Here is a 20,700-nt window from a genome sequence, read left to right on the forward strand (position 1 = left end):
AATGCAAGCTGTTGTAGAAACCCATAAACACAAAGAACAAAAGCCTAACAGAATTTTTCACCACCTCAAAGGTAAAAGGCCTGGCTCTATTGTTGTGTTTTTTGCTGGTATTCATGGAAATGAGTTTGCGGGTGTTGATGCCTTAAATAAGGTATTAAATAGGGTAGACGAAAATGATCTTTTTGGAGAGATTTATGCTGTTTACGGTAATATAAAAGCACTTAAAAAAAATAAACGCTTTATTGAATTAGACCTCAATAGAATGTGGACTACCGATAAGCTCCAAATTCTTGAAAACAAAGAACAATACTCTCAAGAAGAACAAGAACAGATTGAACTTTTTGAATTTATTAAAGGCCTGTTCAGGTCCAATAAATCACCTATATATTTTATTGACCTTCATACAACTTCGAGCAAGAGCCTTCCGTTTATTACGATTAATGATGCTATAATTAACCGAAAGTTCTCTCAATGTTTTCCCGTCCCTATAGTATTAGGTATAGAAGAATATTTAGAAGGGCCACTACTGAGTTATTTAAATAAGTTGGGTTATGTTTCTTTAGGTTTTGAGGCTGGGCAGCATGTAGATCCTCAAGCTATAAAGAGCTGTGTCGCGTTTATTTCATTAGCATTAAAACATACAGGACATTTAAGAAATGATGAACTTGGTGGCCATGGAGAATTTGAGCAGGTTTTAAAAGATGCATCTTTCAGCGCATCTTCTATCTATGAGGTTATTTATAAATACCATATTAAGCCAAAGGAAATTTTTGTAATGAAGCCTGGTTATGAGAGTTTTCAAACTATTGAAAAAGGTGCTTTCTTAGCAACATCTAACGGTGAACGCATATATTCTGAGCACAATGCCAAACTGTTTATGCCACTGTATCAAAATTCTGGAAATGACGGATTTTTTATTATTCGGAAGATTCCTCATATTTTTTTAGAGCTTTCAAGCTTTCTAAGAAAAATAAAGGCAGACACGATTTTGACATTACTTCCTGGCATTAGCTGGTACGATAAAAGAATGGGTGTTCTTAAAGCAGATTTGACCATAACAAGACTAATGGCAAAATCAATATTTCATTTATTCGGTTACCGAAATAAGCAGTTAGACCAGAGACATTTATTGCTTTACAATAGAGAACGCGTATCTAAAAAAGAGATGTACAAAAAGGAAAACTGGTATAAAAAAACCGCAACTGTTTGGTTGCGGTCTGTTCTGTTTTAGTTTTATTCTGAAACTGAATATACGTTGTTTTCTCTTTTGACATCAGCCATAAGCATAGATCTATCAATCTCTACTTTTCTAACATTCTTACTCGCAGTTAAAGTGTAGGTTGGCATTGCCCAAGCCCAATCAGAAACAACATTTGCTGTGGTTGGTTTTTCACCACGCATCATCTGTAATGGGATGTAAAACGCTTCTTCAGACCCATCTTCATAAGTAACCACAAGATCAATAGGCATTGGCATTAATCCAATACGTTCTAATTCGATTTTATTTCCGTTTACAGATTTAACACTGTAATCTATGGTATTTGTAGTTTGTGCAAAATCAATTAAATACCAGTCTAATTCTAAATCTGTAATGCGCTCGGCGGTACGCACTATATCCATAGGTTTTGGATGTTTAAAAGAAAAATCATTAAAGTATTTTTTAATGGTTTTCTTAAGGTTCTCCTCGCCAATTATATAACCAAGTTGCGCTAAAAACACCGAACCTTTACTGTAGGCCGAAGCGCCATAAACTTGGTTATAAGCATAACGATCTGCGTGTGTGGTTAGTGGTTGTTCATAACCAGAGTTTGCTAATGCGATATAACCTCTGTAAGAACCCGCAACCGGATTAGAACTTTTATTTTCTTTAAGTGAATTTGAGGCTAATGACGAAATATAGCTTGTAAAGCCTTCATCCATCCACTCGTGCTTGGCTTCATTACTAGCCAGTAGAAATTGAAACCACGTATGCGCCATTTCGTGTGAAGTAACACCAAGCAGACTACCATAATTGCGTTCGCCTGTAATAAGGGTACACATAGCATATTCCATACCACCATCACCACCCTGTATAACAGAATATTGATCGTATGGATACTCACCAACATTTTCACTGAAAAATTCCATTAGTTTTGCTGTATCTGGCTGTAGTTTTTTCCAATTGTCCAAATAAGTTTGGTTCATGGTTTTCTTGTAATAAAAATGAAGCTTTGGACCATTCTCCATTTCAAAGGTATCATGAACAAAATCCGGATCTGCTGCCCAAGTAAAATCATGAACTTTTGGCGCAACAAAATGGTATTCTTTTTTATTGCCGACTTTTTTGGGCTCCCCTTGAAGATAACCGGTTCCGCCAACAACATAATCTGAATCAATTTTTAGTTTTACATCAAAATCGCCCCACACACCGTGAAACTCGCGTGCTATATATGGATCTGCGTGCCAGCCTTCATCATCATACTCAGCCAATTTTGGGTACCATTGTGCCATAGAAAGCGCAACGCCTTCCTTGTTGTTTCTACCCGAACGACGAATTTGCACAGGGACTTGAGCATCAAACTCCATATCAAAGGTTACTTTTTCACCTGGCTGAATAGGTTGGTTTAGTTTAACCTCTAGAATTGTTCCAACGGTTTCATATTTTAATGATGAACCATTTTGAAGTAGTGAAGTGACTTTGACATAGCCAATTTCGTTTGGTTTTAGCTTACTTATGCGATCACCAATTTTTGCACTAGGATCTGCTATGGTTCTTGAGCGAACATCCATTTCGCTTCCTGGCTGAAAGGCGTTAAAATATAAATGATAATAAACACGATTTAGTATATCTGGAGAATTATTAGTGTATTCTAACGTTTGCTTTCCAACATATTGGTAAGAATCCACATCCATATCAATTTCCATTGTATAGTCAACATGTTGTTGCCAATATCCTGGATTTGAATTAAGTTCTAAACTTTCATCAATTGATGTTTTATCCGTTGCCCAACCATTAGTAAATAGGGCTGTACAAAAAACACAAACCAAAAACTTTTTCATAATTCTATTTTATTTTTGATGCCATAATTAAGGCGTTGTATGCGTTAGCTATTCTACCAGATTTTGATAAATCTGAAAACGGCTTCACATTTGAGGCGTCTCCACCAACAACCACTTTTGTTGTGAGCGGTAAACCAGAGTCCATAATTACTTGCTTTACCTGAGTAGCTGTTAAATTTGGGTATTGTGATCTAAGTAATGCAGCTATACCCGCTACACCTGGCGCTGCCATTGAAGTCCCACCTTTAAAATCATATTCATTCTCTGGAGTTGTTGAATAGACAGATGATCCTGGTGCAAAAACATCTACATTTTTCTTTCCATAATTTGAGAAACCAGACACCATTTTAGAACCATAATTTTCCGTTAATGAACCGACTCTAATATAATTATCCGAAACCTCAACAAAGTTCACATTGTCATCTGGGAAATTAGGTTCAACATCCACATTCTTACTGTCGTTACCTGCAGCATGGACAAAAACGACATCATTGTCTCCAGCGTATTTAATAGCGTCTCTTACCCAAGCGCTATGAGGAGAATAGGATTTTCCAAAACTTCCGTTTATCACCTTTGCGCCGTTATCAACCGCATAACGGATTGCAAGGGCAACGTCTTTATCATATTCGTCACCATTTGGAACCACTCTAAGCGCCATTATTTCCACATTATTTGCAACTCCATTTGCTCCCAACCCATTATTACGCTCAGCCGCAATAATACCAGCAACATGTGTTCCGTGAGATTCATCTTTCACCATATGTTTTACATTACCATTACCATATGATGTGTCTGTAATATCATTGATGTCATCATTAGTCTTTCTACCCCTAAAATCCTTATTTAGATTATAGTTTAAGCTTTCATTTATGCTTACTAAGCCTGATTCTATTTCCTTTTTTGCTTCTTGAAGTGTTAATCCATTTGCACTGATATTATTCGCTATTTGAACCGCCTGAATAACATTTTGATCTTCTGACTTTATTTGATTAACCTCTTCTAGCGTATAATCTTCTTTTCCTGTTGCTTTAACTAAAGCTTTGTCAGCATTGTTTACGGCCTGAGCAATTTGGTCGTATTGTGTTTTTCTGCTTGTCCAAAGATTATAATCGTCCTCTAGTTGCTTTTGAGCCTCTTGATATCTTGGATTTGAAGTATCACCAGACACCAATAGCCTTACATATTCTAGTTGTTCATTATATGCGTCGCCCAGAAAATTCCAGCCATGGACGTCATCTACATAACCATTCTTATCATCGTCTTTACCATTGTTAGGAATTTCATCCTTATTGGTCCATATGACATCATCTAAATCTTCATGATCAATATCAATTCCAGAGTCGATAACCGCCACAATTACTTTTTGACCTTTTTTGCCTTTTATTATTTCTGAGTAAGCCCTGTCTACCGCCATTCCAGGGATGGTATCTCTCTCTAAATCTAGATGGCCCCAATTTTTCTTCTCAGCCTCAGTTAAATCCATAACCTTTAATGGCGAGGTATCAATATTTTCAATTGGAGTGGATAAAATATCCGCTGTACTACCACAACCAATCATTAGTGTGGCAACAAATAATAAAGAGCCGTAAGTTCTTCTACTTAAGTTCATATAAATTTTATTTAATTAAATATTTCTTGGCATGTAAATGTATCTTTTAACCCAACACCCTTTTCGGTATGTCCCACAGTTATGATTTCATTATGCGCGTCGTGTTCTAAGAATAAGTAATAATTATTATCAGCAGCCATATTAAGAAAAAATTCTTTCTCATCTAGAGTTAAGAGTGGCCTTGTATCATAACCCATCACAAACGGAATTGGCAAATGCCCAGCAGTTGGCAACAAATCTGCCATAAAACAAATGGTTTTATCCTTATAAGAAATCATGGGAACCATCTGCTTGTCCGTGTGACCGTTTGCAAAGAAAACACCAAACCCAAGTGATGAATCTTGAGAAATATTATCGCTAGGAACATCAATAAATTTGAGTTGTCCACATTCTTCCATTGGTAGGATATTTTCTTTTAAAAAGGACGCTTTTTCTCTACGATTTGGTTTAGTGGCCCACTCCCAATGATCCTTATTACTCCAAAAATGAGCATTCTTAAATGCTGGTTCTAATAGTGTTTTGTCTTTGTTCCACTGGATGCTTCCACCGCAGTGATCGAAATGAAGATGCGTCATAAACACATCTGTAATATCCTCTCTGCTAAAACCAAAATGAGCCAGTGATTTATCTATAGAGTCGTCTCCCCACAAATAATAGTAACCAAAAAACTTTTCACTCTGTTTGTTGCCCATCCCAGTATCAATAAGAATTAATCGTTCTCCATCTTCTATTAACAAACAGCGTGCCGCGATGTCAATCATATTATTGGAATCTGCGGGATTGGTACGCTGCCATAAGGATTTTGGAACAACACCAAACATTGCACCACCATCTAGCTTAAAATTTCCTGCATTTATGGGGTATAATTTCATAATCGCGCAATTTACAAAATTGTAATTAATGCCTTGAAAACTTAAGGATTTATTAGCATTTTTAGAGTTGATAAAAAAAACCCTATTTTCGGGTACACTAAAAATAACTATAGATGGTTGAATTAGCAGGTATTATCATCCTTGGCATATTAGCTCAGTGGGTAGCATGGAAGTTTAAGATTCCTGCTATTTTACCATTAATATTAATCGGTCTTTTAGTTGGACCAATCGCTGCAGAATTTATAAACGAGGATGGGTCCAAGTGGATAGAACCCATCTGGAATGGAAAGAAAGGTCTATTTCCTGGTGAAGGATTATTCTATTTTGTTTCTCTTGCCATAAGTATAATTCTGTTTGAAGGTGGATTAACGCTTAAACGAAGCGAAATTCGAAATGTTGGTCCAGTGATTACTAAACTTATCACGGTTGGTGCGGCTGTAACCTTTTTTGGAGCAGCAGTACTTGCTCATTATCTATTTGGTTTGTCTTGGGACTTATGTTTTCTTTTCTCGGGATTAATTATTGTAACAGGACCAACGGTAATTACGCCCATATTACGCAATATACCTTTAAAGCGAGACGTATCTGCTGTACTCAAATGGGAAGGCATACTTATAGATCCTATTGGAGCTTTGGTGGCGGTATTGGTATTTGAATTTATTTTTGTGGGTGGGGAAATTGGCTTCACCAAAACAGCACTTGTTGAGTTTGGTAAGATTGTATTATTTGGTACCACGTTCGGATTTACTTTTGCCCATGCCTTGGTATTTGCCATAAACAAGAATTTTATACCTCACTATTTATTAAATGTTGTTTCGCTTTCTGTTGTGCTTTTAGTATTTGTAGAATCCGAATTATTTGCTCATGAATCTGGCCTTTTAGCAGTTGTGGTAATGGGAATGGTTATCGGGAATAGTAAACTAGACAACATAAAAGAGCTCTTGTATTTTAAAGAGTCCTTAAGTGTTTTGTTAATCTCTATCTTATTTATACTTTTAGCGGCCAACATCAACTACGAAGACCTACTCTTATTATACAGATGGGAGACTGTTGCGCTTTTTTTAACAGTTGTATTTGTTATAAGACCATTGGCTGTATTTATAAGTTCATCTGGTTCCAAACTAAGAACCAATGAAAAATTATTTATCAGTTGGGTTGGGCCAAGAGGTATTGTGGCTGCAGGTATCGCGTCTTTATTTGGAAGTAAGCTGAGTGCTGAGGATGTGGTTGGTGCTGAATATATTACACCTTTGGTGTTTATGATTGTTCTCGGCACTGTATTGTTAAATGCTACAACAGCAAGAATATTCGCTAAAATTTCGGGCGTGTTTTTAACCAAATCCGAAGGGATTTTAATAATTGGAGCCTCTAAGGTATCTCGAATAATAGCTCAATATTTAATTGATAATGGCAGGCATGTTGTAATGGTAGACACTAACCAAAGCAATATAAGCGAAGCTGAGGCGCTCGGTATTGAGGCCTACGAAGAGAATATATATTCGGACAATCTTAAAGACAATGTTGAGCTTAATGATATAGGATATTTATTGGCGCTGACAGGAAATGCGGATATCAATCGCTATGCTGTTGAAAAGTACCGTGATCAATTTGGGGAACATGGTTCTTTTAGGCTTGCCTCAAAAGCTGAACTTGAGGCAGGTGAAATACTACCAGGCGATGGCTTATTTACACTTTCAGACGATTTTAATATGCTTATGGAAGTCTCAGAGGAGCATCCCCATATCAGAGAAGCAAGTATTAAAGATATTGAAGACTACAATACCATTTTAGAAAAAATCAAAGCTAACTCTGAGCAAGTACCATTATTTGTAAAAACAAGCAAAGGTGAAATTCACATTATCCCATCTATTGATGATGAGATTGAAAGGGAAATAGATACCAAAAGTAAATTGGTTTATTTAGGGCAGACTCTTTAAAAGGAAACACCAGGCTGTTAGGGAGCCCAGTATCCCTCTTAACAGGTTAGAGTTATAGAATAAAAATTATTCTCTAATTTTTTATAACTTTTTGTACGAAGCTATGTCCCATTTTGTTTTGAGCTTTTATGAAATAAAGTCCATCTTTTAGACTCGCAATAGAGAATTGAAAGTCATTTGATTTGAAAACTTCTCTGCCATTAATATCATATACCCAAACATGATTTATGGTCTCATCATTGATTGTTAATTGACCAGTTGTTGGATTAGGAAAAATTTTCGCCTCTAGAACTTCGTTACTATTGTCAGATAGTGTTTGATCAGTAACACTTAATACGAGCTCATCCGAATTTCGACATGCTATCGTAAATTCATAGGTAAACCCTCCAAAGGAAGCGGTTGTAGACGAAGGTAAATTACAAAGATCTATAGTGTCGCCAGATCCAGGCGTATTTAGAATTACAAATTCATCACTAATAGAAGGTGCAAAACCTAAGGACACATCAATACCTCCATCTAAATTTGCATCACCATCTATAGTCAGTAAGTCATAATCTACTCCTTGAACTGAGCCATTAATTTCAATTTCAAGAATAGATGTAGGGCTCGAGTTGAATTCATTAACTAGACTCAATGTGCCTGGTGACAGACCTGGGGAGAAAATTCCATTATTTATAAAATCTGAAGGACTAGAAGGCAGTGTTAATGTCCCAACACCTTTGATTATTCCAGAGCTACTGTTAGTTAATGCGCCAGACCCATTAAACACCAAAGCATTTTGAGTAATTTCTATGGTTCCTGTATTTGTTATTTGTGCGCTAATAAAGGCACTTCCTGAAGAGGTATTGCTAAGAATATTACCTGAGTTATTTATAACGTTTGGCGCTACTCCAAAATTTGAAAACCCTGAAGTTGATGCCTGTAGATCTATAACTCCACCAGAATTATTATTTAACACAGAGCCTGTTGAAACGCTAATGGTGCCACCAACAATTTGTCTTAATTCACCGTTATTGTTAAAGGTTGTTCCGCCATTAATTCGTTTGGTACCTCCAGATGTTTTTACGATTACATTTTCATTGGTCAGCGCGCCTCCGCCTTCAATATTACCACTGTTCCATGAAATTGTACCAGAACCAGTAAAGTCAAAAGTTGCAGACGTATTAACATTTATGTCATCACCCCACAATATATTGCCTTCAAGATTACCTGTTAAATCACCTGATATTGACACAGGAAATGCCCAAGCGAGCACAGCTGTAGAAGTGACATTATAGGTGCCACCATTAAGCACCAGACCGTCAAAATTTAAATTGAATACACCGTTATTAATATTTAATGTCCCTCCATCATTGTTTAAGTTTATTGTTACTGAAGATTGATCAGATTGACTTGGCAATGTCACATTTAATGTCCCAAGGTTATTAAATAATCTACTCGTGTCAGCAATTCCTTGAGAACCAATATTACAACCACTATCCTCAATTGAAATAACACCTATAAGATTGTTATTGAATGTACCGTTTGAGTCAATTAATATATCACTGCTGTTTTGAAGTGTAATAGCACCATTATTATTTATAGTTGAACCATCTTCGATTGCTAGGTTTCCACTTTCAAGAGCCAAAGTTGTGGTGTTAGTTAAGGTACCACCACCTGTTAAATCGCCACCAGTATTATTAATAATAGCATTACCAGTAAAGTTAAATTCAACGGTAGTGTTAATATTTAAGTCATTATTCCAGTTGAGTTCCCCCAGTACGTTACCAGTCAATATTCCAGTAGCATCAATAGTTTCGTTCCAGTTCATTGATGCTCCTGAGGCAATATTGAACTGCCCACCCATAAAGTTAGCAGACACAGTGTTAATGTTCAGTGCTCCAGAATCAACTTGAAAGACACCACTTGTATTGATGAGATAACCATCTATGGCAGCAATATCAGTTGGATTAGGCATAGAGGTTTTGATTACACCCTGATTATTAAGGGTGTTTGGAGGAAGACCTACATTAGAAATTTCAGAACCTGTTGTTTGGAAATCGATAATTCCAGTGCCTGAGTTATTAAGAACACTATCTGTACCAATAAAAATGTTTCCACCGCCAGAGAGATTGATTTCTCCAGGATTGTTTAGAACCACAGATCCGCTTAAATCAAAACCAGAAAAGCTTAAATTTATGGTACCGCTATTGAGCAATACACCTGGTCCAATTAAATCTCCAGAGAACCAATTAACTACCACGTTATCTTCAAACTCTGAATCTACGGCAATTGTAATAGATTCTGTAACATTTAAGGTTGAATTACCTTGAACTTCTATTGACCTTATATCTGCAGGTGTATCAATGGTAACTGCAAAACCTGTAGGAATTAAAACGTCATCTGAAGCATCAGGAACATTACCGGTCCAATTATCTGGGTTAGACCATAGATCATTTATGTTACCTGTCCATACGTTTTGTGAGTACAATTCTATCGAAAGAATCAAAAACACGAAAAAAAGTAATTTAGTTTTCATAATGCATGATTTTAAATTGATAGTGTAAATCTATACATCAGGGTAGGTTTAGGACAATACCTGAGCTCTGGTATATTATTAAATGATAAAGGGCCTTAACCCAAAGGTTAAAGCCCTTGCCTTCAAGAGAAGATATATCAATTTAAATCATACACCTTGAAGATTCTAGATCAATTTTGATTAATAGCACATTATCTAGACCTTAAATCTAAGCTGTAATAAGAGTAAGAAACAATACCAGAAGTCAGGTAAATTTAATTAGGAAACGAAATAATAAAAGAGGTGCCTTTATCTAACTTGGAATCAACATCAACCGACCCTTCAATTTGATTAATCCTTAGGTTTATATTCTTTAAGCCATGTCCAAGATTAGTAGTACTGTTATCAAACCCAATACCATCATCTTCAATGGTTATAACAGAATGATCTCCATGACCAATGAGTTGAATGTCTAAGTTTTTTGCTTTTGAGTGTTTTAGGACATTGTTAAAAATTTCTTGAATAGCTCTATATATCTGTAAGGCTTTGTTTTCATTGATTATTTCGGGGAATTCATAAGCCTCAAAACTAACTTTTAAAGATGTCTGATTATTAAGTCTAGATGATAAATCTTTAATTGCATTTTCAAGACCTACAAGATTAAGGTCTGATGGAGATATTTCATGTGACAAATTCCTAACATTGTTACAGATATTGTCTAAAGCATCACTTATTTCAGTATTATTGAATTTGTCATCAACAAAACGCCTAAGGTAACCTAATTGGCTTCCTATATTATCGTGTAATTCTCTACTAATTCTCTTACGCTCCTTGTCTTCTCCTTTAACAAATGAAAAGAGGTTTTTCTTTTCTTCTAATATTAGCTTTTTAGATAAAACATTTCTCTCATCATAGATGTCTTTTACCATATAAATTACCGTGAATGTGAGAAATAATATTTCTAAAAATGAAGAATAAAAGATTATAGGTAAGCCATAAATTATGGTGTTGATAAGGCCATAACTATGATAAAGAATGGTTAATAAGACCCCTGTAATCATAAACACGTAGGCTATGGCAAATAGTGAGCTACGTTTAAAATTAGTTTTAAAGAATTTAAATATTTCAATACTAATTAGAACGACCATAATTAAGAAAACCAAATACCAGAGCTTCATAAAAACCGAAACATACTGATTAAAGAATTCTGTTAAAAAGAAATGAATAGCTAATCGTATTGAGATTAAAGTAATGAGTAAAAAGTCAATTCCCCTTTTTAATCTTGGCATATAGTTTTTTGCCTCTAATATTTTTTGAGAGAATATGATAAAAAGCATTAATGAAATCTCACTAAATAAAACGTAGTTGGTATACTTATCAAAAATACTGTCTTCATTTAAAAAAAATAGGGAAAATAATCCTGTATAAGAACTTATAAAAAGACCTAAAAAAACAATATACAACGCATAGATGATATAGCTATATTTTTTAAGGAAGATGGCAATAAATAGACTAAACAAAACGGATAACAAACTAATCCCATAATAAGTGCCAATTAACGCTAATTGAATAGCACTTTTTTTATAAAAGTGATTATCACTTTTAATATAAACAGAGGTAACCAAAGGCTTACCTTTTTCCTTTCTGAGTTGAAGGTGGTATGTTGCTATTTCTTTAGGTTTAAGATTTAAATCAAATACAAAAAGTCTATTATCTATTGGCCGACTTTTTTTTGAATAGTTTATTCCTGTTCTAGAAATTGTTTCATTATGATTCCCACCTTTTAAAAGTGAAACCTCATCAATTAGTGCATTAGACAACTCAAGGATTAACCTTTTTTCAACCGATGTGGTGTTTCTGATTTTAAAACGAATTGTGTTGATGTTTTTTTCAAATCCAAAGTAGAAGTAATCTTCCCTCATTGCATTTGCAGGATCAACTGTGCCATAATCGGTTAGACTTACCTCTTTAAAATCAACTGAGATATTAATAACACGAGGCAAAGCTTGTGCTCCTGATAAGGTTGAAAAAAGGAGAAAGAAGATTAATGATAAAACGCCCTGTATATCAAAGTAGCTTTTTTTCATTGATTAATTTTATCAAATCTATCGAGTTGTGAATGTTTAGTTTTTTGAAAATATTCTTCTTATGCGTTTCTACAGTGCGAGGACTGATAAAAAGCAATTTTGCAATTTTTGGAACATTATAGCCTTTTGAGAGTTCTAGAATAATTTCCCGCTCTCTTCTTGTTAATTTTATACTTTCTAAAAAGCCATCATTTTCAACCACATCATTTTTAACGCCTTTACCCATATAAAAAATATTATTATTGAGCACACTATCGAAGGCTGTTAGAAGATCATTTGAAGAACAGTTTTTTAACAAAAACCCATTAGCATTATTCTGCTTCACTTTTTTAACAATGCTTTCGTTATTGTACATTGTTAAAACAATAATCTTAGGGGATGGTTTTAGCGCTTTTATTTCACCAATTAATTCAAGCCCATTTTTATTAGGAAGGTTGAGGTCCAAAAGAATAATGTCTGGTTGAAATCGTTTAATTTCTTGAACAACTAATCCACCATCATTAACCGCCCCAACGACTTTGTAGCTTTTATCGTTATTAATGATGGATACCAAGCCATCAATTACAATTTGATGGTCTTCACAAATAAGTATGGTATTTGGCTGGTTTCCCATAATTGGTTAGTCCAACCTTGAAGATAATAAAAAGAAACAAATACGTTTAGTCGTTCAGCTTTAATACCGCCATAAATGCTTGTTGTGGAATCTCCACATTTCCAACTTGGCGCATACGTTTCTTACCTTTTTTCTGCTTTTCTAGAAGTTTACGTTTACGTGAAATATCACCACCATAACACTTTGCTGTTACGTCTTTTCTTAAGGCCTTTATAGTCTCTCTAGCAATAATCTTTGCACCAATTGCTGCTTGCACAGGAATATCAAACTGTTGACGCGGAATAAGCTCTTTAAGCTTTTCGGTCATCTTTTTTCCAATTGTATAGGCATTGTCTGCATGCACTAATGCAGATAGCGCATCTACTGTTTGGGCATTCAATAAAATATCTACACGTACTAGTTTAGACGAACGCATTCCAATTGGCGAATAGTCAAACGAGGCATATCCTTTAGATACCGTTTTTAGGCGGTCATAAAAATCAAATACAATTTCTGCTAAAGGCATGTCAAAACTCAGCTCTACACGTTCGGTAGTTAAATAAGTTTGATTTGTAATTTGGCCACGTTTCTCAATGCAAAGGCTCATTACCGGACCAACAAAATCCGATTTTGTTATGATTGTAGCTTTTATAAAAGGTTCTTCAACACGGTTTAAAGTTGAAGGCTCAGGCAAATCAGATGGATTATTTACAATTACAATATCATCTGGATTTTTATTGGTAAAAGCATGGTAACTCACGTTTGGTACAGTTGTTATCACCGTCATGTTAAACTCACGCTCTAGTCGTTCTTGAATAATTTCAAGGTGTAGCATGCCTAAGAAACCACATCGAAATCCAAAACCAAGTGCCGCTGAGCTTTCTGGTTGAAAAACCAAAGACGCATCATTTAATTGTAGTTTTTCCATAGAGTTACGAAGTTCCTCGTAATCTTCGGTATCAACAGGGTAGATACCTGCAAAAACCATTGGCTTAACATCCTCAAATCCTTCAATAGCATTTGTAGTTGGATTTTTAGCATCAGTTATTGTGTCTCCAACCTTAACCTCCCTAGCATCTTTAATTCCCGTTATTAAATACCCTACATCGCCAGCCTTTATTTCCGTTTTTGGAACCTGGTTTAGTTTTAGTGTTCCTACTTCATCAGCAAAATAGGTTTTACCTGTATTAATAAACTTAATGTTTTGCCCTTTCCTAATAGACCCATTAATGACCCTAAAATAAGTTTCAACACCACGAAATGGATTATAAACAGAATCAAATATCAATGCTTGCAATGGTTCATCAACATTTCCTTCTGGAGCTGGTATACGCTCAATAATAGCCTCAAGAATGTTTTCTACTCCAAGCCCTGTTTTACCACTTGCAGGAATTACCTCTGAAGGATCGCAGCCAAGTAGATCTACAATATCATCTGTTACCTCTTCAGGGTTAGCACTTGGAAGGTCTATTTTATTGAGAACCGGAATAATTTCTAGATCATTTTCTAATGCTAAATATAGATTTGAAATGGTCTGTGCTTGAATACTCTGTGCGGCATCAACTATTAGTAAAGCGCCTTCACAGGCGGCAATAGAACGAGACACTTCATAAGAAAAGTCAACGTGGCCAGGCGTATCAATAAGATTAAAAATATAGTCTTCGCCATTGTAGGAATACTCCATTTGAATGGCGTGTGATTTTATAGTAATACCACGTTCGCGCTCAAGATCCATATTGTCTAATAGTTGATCTTGCTTTTCTCTATCTGTAACCGAACCAGTAAAATCTAACAATCTATCAGCAAGTGTGCTTTTACCATGATCAATATGCGCAATAATGCAAAAATTACGAATGTGCTTCATTTATCTTTCTCTATAGCAATAAATTGGATGCAAATATAAATTATTTAATGCTCAAAACGTTACTATATCGTACATTTAAGCCGAATTGAATTGTGCAAAAACCGCAATTAATTCTAAAAAACAATCTTTATATTGCGATTCAAACCTAACTAATGATAGCCTTTACCAGAATCCTGTTCCTTGCATTATTTTTTGCATGTCCTTGTTATGCAATTGCACAGAACTATTCAATTTCTGGAAGGGTTGTGGACAAGAACAATGAGCCAATTGAACTTGCAAACATTTTGGTCAATGATTTAAGTGGCACATTTATAAGTGGGTCGTCTACAGATGACAAGGGAGATTTCGTAATAAATAATCTTAATCAGAACACCTATGATCTTGTTATAAGTTTTATTGGCTTCGACGATTTTAAGCAACGTATTGTTCTAACAGGTGTGTTGGATTTAAAGACAATTATTTTAAAGGAATCAACTCAAGAGCTTCAAGAAGTTGAAATTATTGCAAAAAAACCAACAGTTTTAAGAAAACCAGACCGATTAATTTTTAATGTTGAAAATACCGCTTTGGTGGAAAATTCAACGCTTGGTGTTTTAAGAAGTACTCCTGGAGTAATAGTATCTGATGGCGGTATTAACTTTAAAAACGCACCAGCGACGGTATATATAAACAACAGAAGAGTACAACTCACACCAAATGAGCTCATTCAACTTTTAGAGAATTCACCTGGTAACAGCATTAAATCTGTAGAGGTTATCACAAACCCGCCATCTAGTTATGATGCCGATAGTGGTTCTGTTATAAATATTGTGATGAGTAAAAACCTGGTAACGGGATATAGAGGCTCCATCGTTGGTAACTACACACAAGGTGTTTTTCCAAGGTATAATGCCGGAATGAGCCATTATTTTAAAAACAATAAAATAAATCTTAATCTTAATTATAGCTATTCACAGAGAAAAATAAATAGAGACCAAGATGAAAATGTAAATTTTTTAGATTCGGCTGGTGGTGTTGATGAAATATGGAGATATAATGTAAATCGAAATACTCGATCTCAAAACCATAATGTTAATCTTAATTTCGATTATTTTATTGATGATAACAACACCTTAAGCATTACCACAACTGCATTATACACACCTTATTTCAAATATAATATTGCAAACAATACTAATATTTTTAATCCGGATAATGTTTTTCAATCTCGATTCACCGCTGACAATCTTTCTAGGGACGACAAGTATAATATTGGTAGTGATATTATATTTAACCGTCAATTAAATGAAAAGGCTAGTATTACTTTTAAGGGTCATTATACGACCTATGACTACCAACGGGAACAAAATGTAATTAGCAATTTTTTCGATGCTGATAACTCGTTCATCAATGATTCTGAATTCAATACTCTCGCCAACCAAAGCACAGAAATTATTAATGGAGGGATAGATTATAATTTAGAACCTAGCGAGAGCTCAAAACTAGATATAGGTTTAAAATATTCGAATGTTAACACAGATAGTGACATCACAAGGGTTGATATCATCAATGACCAAGAAGTATTGAACACCGCTAACTCTGATGCCTTTAATTATGACGAAAAAGTCTTAGCAGGTTATGCTAATTTCAGTAAATCATGGAGTCAGTGGGATTTAAGTATTGGATTGCGCCTGGAACAAACGAATATTGAAGGTTTTTCGGAATCGTTAAGTCAAATTAATTCTCAAGACTATTTAAACTGGTTTCCTAACTTAAGCCTGTCACACAATATATCTGAAAAAGCTTCAATAGTTGGAAATTATAGACGTAGCATTGAGCGCCCAGATTTTAGGAATTTGAATCCTTTCACCTTTTTTATAAATGAAAATACGGTGGTACTTGGAAATCCCAACCTCCTCCCGTCTTACACTGACAGTTATTCTTTAACCCTAAACCTTTCTAATAATATTGCAATTTCTGCTTATTATGATGATTATGATGGTGTAATAGAAGAATTACCAAGACAAGACAATGAAACCAATATCATAGAGTTTACTCCAACTAACCTTGACAAAAAAGTTGACTTTGGTTTTGATCTTGATTTTAACTTTAGGCTGTCAAATAGTTGGGATGTTTCTGGATTTACATCATTCTATAAAGTAACTGAAGAGGTTGATTTTGGAAATGGATTTGTAGAATTAGAGCAATGGTCAAACTATTCCAACCTCACCAACAACCTCACTTTATTAGAGGATAATAGCCTAAATATTGATTTTATTTTAGAGTGGTCTAACAGAAATTTACAGCGATTACAAACAGTTGAAAATAGATTAATTTCTATTTTAAATATTTCAAAAACGATAATGAATAAAAAGGGGGTTATTAGTTTGGCGGTAGAAGATATTTTCAACAATCAAGATTTCGACACTTCAATTAATTACCTAAATCAATCCAGTAGGAGGTTTCTAGATTTTGATACACGCTTTGTTCGATTAGGGTTCCGCTATAAATTTGGTAATACACAACTGTCTTCAAATGAACGTTCTGCTGATGCGGAAGAACGCACTAGAATTAAGGATTTAAACTAATCTTGCCACTCTGCTATAAATAAATTGGTGTCTCTACCGCCACCATTATTGCGATTGGAAGAAAATGCCAGATACTTACCATTGTTTGAGAAGACAGGAAATGCATCAAAAGTTTCCCCATGTGTAACACGTTTTAGGTTTTTTCCATCAATGTCAATCATGTATAGATTAAACGGGAAGCCACGTTCAGCCTCAAAATTAGATGAGAATAAAATTTTGTCACCTGAGGGATGAAAAAATGGACTCCAATTGGCATTACCCAAATCAGTTAACTGACGTAAATCAGAGCCATCGGCATTACAGATATAAAGCTCCATTTCTGTAGGTTCAACTAAACCTTCAGCTAATAAGTCTTTATAATCTTTAATTTCTTGATCTGTCTTGGGGCGTGATGATCTAAAAATAATTTTGGTGCCATCTGGTGAAAAAAAGGCACCTCCATCATAACCCAATTCATCTGTGATTTGCGTTACTTCCGAACCATCCAAATTCATGGTATACAACTCTAAATCTCCGCTTCTTGTAGATGTAAACACAATTTTATCACCCTTAGGCGAAACCGTTGGTTCTGCATCATAACCTACCTCATTAGTAAGCTGTTTAACAATATTCCCTTCTAAATCAACAACAAAAATGTCGTAGCTATCGTAAATGGGCCAAATATATTTTCCATTTTTTCGCAAAGGAGTCTCTGGGCATTCATCTTGTTTAAGATGTGTAGAGGCATAAATAATATGCTTATTATCTGGTAGAAAATAAGAACACGTGGTTCTGCCTTTGCCAGTACTCAGCATTGGAGGTGCAATACTGTCCGTGAAGGTTTCCTCAAAATTCATTAAAAACATTTGGTCGCACCCAACATTCCATTTTGCATTGTTAGATTGAAAAACGAGTTGCTTATCATCAAAACTCCAATATGCTTCTGCATTATCACCTCCAAATGTTACTTGGCGAAGTGATTTAAAATGTGTCTCTTCAGGATAAATAAGCGGATTTTGATCTGCTGTACTTAACTTGTTTTCAGGAGTAGAGTCAGTATTGTTTGAAGAATCGTTTTTACAGGCTGAAAAAGCAAATAAAATAAGCAGTAAAGCAACAAATCTATTCATGTTTAACAATTATTATAAGTGGCATTTAATGCCTAATTTTGGGTAAAAATAAGGCATCATTATGAGAAAATTATTGTTTTTATTGGTTTTAGTTGGTTTATGGACTTGCAAAAATGAACCTAAGGTAGCAACAAATAAAATCAAAGATGATGTTGGGTTCTTGGCAGACGATAAACTTGAAGGACGCCAAACAGGTACCGAAGGTGAAATAAAGGCAGCAGACTATATTGTTTCAAGATTTAAAGAGATGGGTATAAGCCCAAAAGGAACCAATGGCTTTTTACAATCGTTTTCATTTAAACCTAAAACAGATCCACATAAGGAGGTGGAGTTTACAAAGAATGCTGATAATACGATTACAGGAAACAATGTTGTTGGTTATATAGATAATAAGGCTGAAACTACAATCATCATTGGTGCTCATTATGATCACTTGGGTTATGGTGGAGAAGGATCCTTATTTAGAGGTGAGGAAAAAGCTGTACATAATGGTGCGGACGATAATGCTAGTGGTGTGGCCATTATGCTCAATCTAGCAGATCGCTTAAACGTAAGAAACCTTAACGCTGAAATAAAAGACAAGAATAATTATTTATTCATGGCCTTTTCAGGTGAGGAAATGGGCCTGTTAGGTTCAAATTACTTTTCTAAAAACCCAACAATTGATGCGGAATCTATTAATTACATGATTAATATGGATATGGTTGGGAGGATGAAAGCAGATAGTACGTTAGCGGTTTATGGTGTAGGTACCTCGCCTATTTTTAAGCAGACCATTAAAGCTAATAATGAAAAATTTAGGTTAGTTGAAAATGAAAGTGGTGTGGGACCAAGCGACCATACTTCTTTTTATCTTATCGATGTTCCAGTGCTACATTTTTTTACAGGCCAGCATGAAGACTATCATAAGCCGAGCGATGATGCTGATAAATTGAACTATGAAGGGATGAACTTAATTTCTGATTATATATATGAGATTATTAGTGACCTGAATGATAATGGTGAACTTGCATTTAGAAAGACTAAAAATGAAAGTGAAGAAACACCTCGTTTTAAGGTGGGTTTAGGTGTTGTTCCCGACTATTTGTTTGATGGTGAAGGAATGAGAATAGATGGTACACGCGAAGACACGCCTGCTTTTAATGCTGGGATTATAAAGGGTGATATTGTTGTAAAATTAGGAGACAGTACTGTTACCGATATGATGAGTTATATGAGAGCATTGTCTGTTTTTGACAATGGAGATGAAGCAGAAATTACCATCACGCGAGATGGAGAGAAAATCGAAACCAAGGTTAAGTTCTAATCTTAACCATATCCATAATCTATTTTTTATTTAAATTTGAAGAAAAAGATTGCTTTTCTTCAAATGAAAAAGATAGCTACACTATGTTGCTGTCTGCTTGTTTTGTTGTCATCAATTAGTTGTGATAACGAACCTGTAGACTTTGATATCAGTACCTTGAGTTTTAACCCGAGGATACTTGGTCAATGGCAACTAGTTGAATTTAATTCTGAAGTATCTTATATTCCGGGAGACCAAGATCAGTCCTCAGTTACAGAAACACGCGTTTTTAATATCGCTACAGACCTATATGTCATCTTCGATGATGATAATTTAAAGATTAGAGGTGATTATACCTATAACGTAAGAGTTAAGGTTGACGGAATAGAACAAACAAGCAATTTCTACACAAACTCAGATGTAGATGAAATATATGATTATACAGTTGATAACAACCAGTTGTCGATAGAAGAACCATTCTTTGATATTACCACGCAGGAACCTAATACGATTCATTTATTAGGAGGACAAAGCCATAGTTATGAAATTTCGGAAAACGGAGAGACATTGTTTATTATACAAGATGAAGTACTCACAAGTTCAGATATTTCATTACCAAATGGAACCACAATTGTAAAGAGAACAACTTCTGTTTGGACTAAAGATTTTACCATATTTAGTTGCGCTCTCAGAGACGCAACACGAGAAGCAGAAATTGCATATAATGCGAGTAATCAAGACATTCAACTATGCCTTGATTATAGAAGAGCTTTAGAAGATCAAATTTTACAATGTGGAGACCCAGATGGAAGTTTAAACGACATTATTAATCAATTAGGCAATTGTGGTCTGTTGTCGGCAGATGTATTAAGAGTAACCGCAGGGCTCCAAAATATTGATTTTGCTAACAAAACCATATCTTATTCCAACGAGGTAATTTCTGTTTATGGCGCGTCTTTATTTGGCAACCACAGTATTTCTTTTGAGGTTCCTGAGTATGTAACTGGTATAGATACTTTTATAAATTTTGTAATAAAGGTAGATGGTGTTGATTATTTTCCTTCTTACCCAGGTGTGAACAACTTTAGATTTAACACCTTAATTAGTAGTAATTTTTCGTTTAATGCTGTATTTGAGGGTACTGTCGCAAGCGCACAAGGCGATGAGCTCACCTTGTCCGTTGGGATTGTAGATGTAAATTATTAATAGGTGTTTTAAAAAACCTTAGTTTTGCAAAAAAAA

At 35.0% G+C, this 20,700-nt stretch carries 13 protein-coding genes; 5 read left to right on the plus strand and 8 right to left on the minus strand.

Annotated features, from left to right (window positions below; genetic code table 11):
• The first annotated feature begins 1 nt into the window (after window position 1).
• Complete coding sequence (locus ACRHOC_RS03275; protein WP_431157092.1) at window positions 2-1,231, plus strand: succinylglutamate desuccinylase/aspartoacylase family protein; 1,230 nt, start codon at window positions 2-4, stop codon at window positions 1,229-1,231.
• Window positions 1,232-1,233: 2 nt separating this feature from the next.
• On the opposite strand, the gene ACRHOC_RS03280 is transcribed toward ACRHOC_RS03275, so the two are convergent.
• The 3 genes from ACRHOC_RS03280 to ACRHOC_RS03290 are packed head-to-tail and all read right to left on the minus strand — an operon-like array spanning window position 1,234 to window position 5,520.
• Entirely contained in the window at window positions 1,234-3,039 is a 1,806-nt protein-coding gene (locus ACRHOC_RS03280; protein ID WP_431157093.1) for a M1 family metallopeptidase, read from the minus strand.
• Between the two features lie 4 nt (window positions 3,040-3,043).
• Window positions 3,044-4,648, minus strand: coding sequence for a S8 family peptidase (locus tag ACRHOC_RS03285; RefSeq protein ID WP_431157094.1), 1,605 nt, complete (start codon window positions 4,646-4,648; stop codon window positions 3,044-3,046).
• Between the two features lie 11 nt (window positions 4,649-4,659).
• Window positions 4,660-5,520 (minus strand): MBL fold metallo-hydrolase, encoded by an 861-nt coding sequence (locus ACRHOC_RS03290; protein WP_431157095.1) that lies wholly within the window; start codon window positions 5,518-5,520, stop codon window positions 4,660-4,662.
• A 113-nt stretch (window positions 5,521-5,633) separates the two neighbouring features.
• Here ACRHOC_RS03290 and ACRHOC_RS03295 point away from each other — a divergent pair, with 113 nt between their 5' ends.
• Entirely contained in the window at window positions 5,634-7,457 is a 1,824-nt protein-coding gene (locus ACRHOC_RS03295) for a cation:proton antiporter (protein ID WP_431157096.1), read from the plus strand.
• Window positions 7,458-7,530: 73 nt separating this feature from the next.
• Here the strand turns inward: ACRHOC_RS03295 and ACRHOC_RS03300 are convergent, their stop codons facing one another.
• The 4 genes from ACRHOC_RS03300 to lepA form a co-directional block, all read right to left on the minus strand.
• A complete protein-coding gene (locus ACRHOC_RS03300; protein ID WP_431157098.1) occupies window positions 7,531-9,975 on the minus strand; it encodes a T9SS type A sorting domain-containing protein in 2,445 nt (814 codons plus the stop codon).
• Between the two features lie 254 nt (window positions 9,976-10,229).
• Window positions 10,230-12,041: a sensor histidine kinase gene (locus ACRHOC_RS03305; RefSeq protein ID WP_431157099.1), complete on the minus strand. Its 1,812-nt coding sequence runs from the start codon at window positions 12,039-12,041 to the stop codon at window positions 10,230-10,232.
• Complete coding sequence (locus ACRHOC_RS03310; protein ID WP_431157100.1) at window positions 12,022-12,654, minus strand: response regulator; 633 nt, start codon at window positions 12,652-12,654, stop codon at window positions 12,022-12,024. The genes ACRHOC_RS03305 and ACRHOC_RS03310 overlap by 20 nt, the downstream gene beginning before the upstream one ends.
• Before the next feature lie 46 nt (window positions 12,655-12,700).
• Window positions 12,701-14,497: a translation elongation factor 4 gene (gene lepA / locus ACRHOC_RS03315; protein WP_431157101.1), complete on the minus strand. Its 1,797-nt coding sequence runs from the start codon at window positions 14,495-14,497 to the stop codon at window positions 12,701-12,703.
• A gap of 152 nt (window positions 14,498-14,649) precedes the next feature.
• Here lepA and ACRHOC_RS03320 point away from each other — a divergent pair, with 152 nt between their 5' ends.
• Window positions 14,650-17,064 carry a TonB-dependent receptor domain-containing protein gene (locus tag ACRHOC_RS03320; protein ID WP_431157102.1) on the plus strand — a complete coding sequence of 805 codons (2,415 nt, stop codon included), beginning with the start codon at window positions 14,650-14,652 and terminating at the stop codon, window positions 17,062-17,064.
• Here ACRHOC_RS03320 and ACRHOC_RS03325 read toward each other — a convergent pair.
• Complete coding sequence (locus ACRHOC_RS03325; protein ID WP_431157103.1) at window positions 17,061-18,173, minus strand: TolB family protein; 1,113 nt, start codon at window positions 18,171-18,173, stop codon at window positions 17,061-17,063. The genes ACRHOC_RS03320 and ACRHOC_RS03325 overlap by 4 nt on opposite strands.
• 61 nt (window positions 18,174-18,234) lie before the next feature.
• On the opposite strand from ACRHOC_RS03325, the gene ACRHOC_RS03330 reads away from it, so the two are divergent.
• Together ACRHOC_RS03330 and ACRHOC_RS03335 are read left to right on the plus strand one after the other, a co-directional pair.
• Window positions 18,235-19,479 carry a M28 family peptidase gene (locus tag ACRHOC_RS03330; RefSeq protein WP_431157104.1) on the plus strand — a complete coding sequence of 415 codons (1,245 nt, stop codon included), beginning with the start codon at window positions 18,235-18,237 and terminating at the stop codon, window positions 19,477-19,479.
• Between the two features lie 36 nt (window positions 19,480-19,515).
• Window positions 19,516-20,664, plus strand: a complete 1,149-nt coding sequence (locus ACRHOC_RS03335) for a hypothetical protein (RefSeq protein ID WP_431157105.1) — start codon at window positions 19,516-19,518, stop codon at window positions 20,662-20,664.
• The last annotated feature ends 36 nt before the right edge of the window (window positions 20,665-20,700 follow it).

Source organism: Winogradskyella poriferorum (assembly GCF_050618035.1).
In the GTDB taxonomy this organism is placed as follows: Bacteria; Bacteroidota; Bacteroidia; order Flavobacteriales; family Flavobacteriaceae; genus Winogradskyella; species Winogradskyella poriferorum_A.

Bases quoted from the DNA above. Each gene is read 5' to 3' on its own strand.
- ACRHOC_RS03330 (WP_431157104.1), top strand. From the start codon at position 18,235: ATGAGAAAATTATTGTTTTTATTGGTTTTAGTTGGTTTATGGACTTGC.
- ACRHOC_RS03310 (WP_431157100.1), bottom strand. From the start codon at position 12,654: ATGGGAAACCAGCCAAATACCATACTTATTTGTGAAGACCATCAAATT.
- ACRHOC_RS03305 (WP_431157099.1), bottom strand. From the start codon at position 12,041: ATGAAAAAAAGCTACTTTGATATACAGGGCGTTTTATCATTAATCTTC.
- ACRHOC_RS03275 (WP_431157092.1), top strand. From the start codon at position 2: ATGCAAGCTGTTGTAGAAACCCATAAACACAAAGAACAAAAGCCTAAC.
- ACRHOC_RS03300 (WP_431157098.1), bottom strand. From the start codon at position 9,975: ATGAAAACTAAATTACTTTTTTTCGTGTTTTTGATTCTTTCGATAGAA.
- ACRHOC_RS03280 (WP_431157093.1), bottom strand. From the start codon at position 3,039: ATGAAAAAGTTTTTGGTTTGTGTTTTTTGTACAGCCCTATTTACTAAT.
- ACRHOC_RS03325 (WP_431157103.1), bottom strand. From the start codon at position 18,173: ATGAATAGATTTGTTGCTTTACTGCTTATTTTATTTGCTTTTTCAGCC.
- lepA (WP_431157101.1), bottom strand. From the start codon at position 14,497: ATGAAGCACATTCGTAATTTTTGCATTATTGCGCATATTGATCATGGT.
- ACRHOC_RS03295 (WP_431157096.1), top strand. From the start codon at position 5,634: ATGGTTGAATTAGCAGGTATTATCATCCTTGGCATATTAGCTCAGTGG.
- ACRHOC_RS03285 (WP_431157094.1), bottom strand. From the start codon at position 4,648: ATGAACTTAAGTAGAAGAACTTACGGCTCTTTATTATTTGTTGCCACA.
- ACRHOC_RS03320 (WP_431157102.1), top strand. From the start codon at position 14,650: ATGATAGCCTTTACCAGAATCCTGTTCCTTGCATTATTTTTTGCATGT.
- ACRHOC_RS03290 (WP_431157095.1), bottom strand. From the start codon at position 5,520: ATGAAATTATACCCCATAAATGCAGGAAATTTTAAGCTAGATGGTGGT.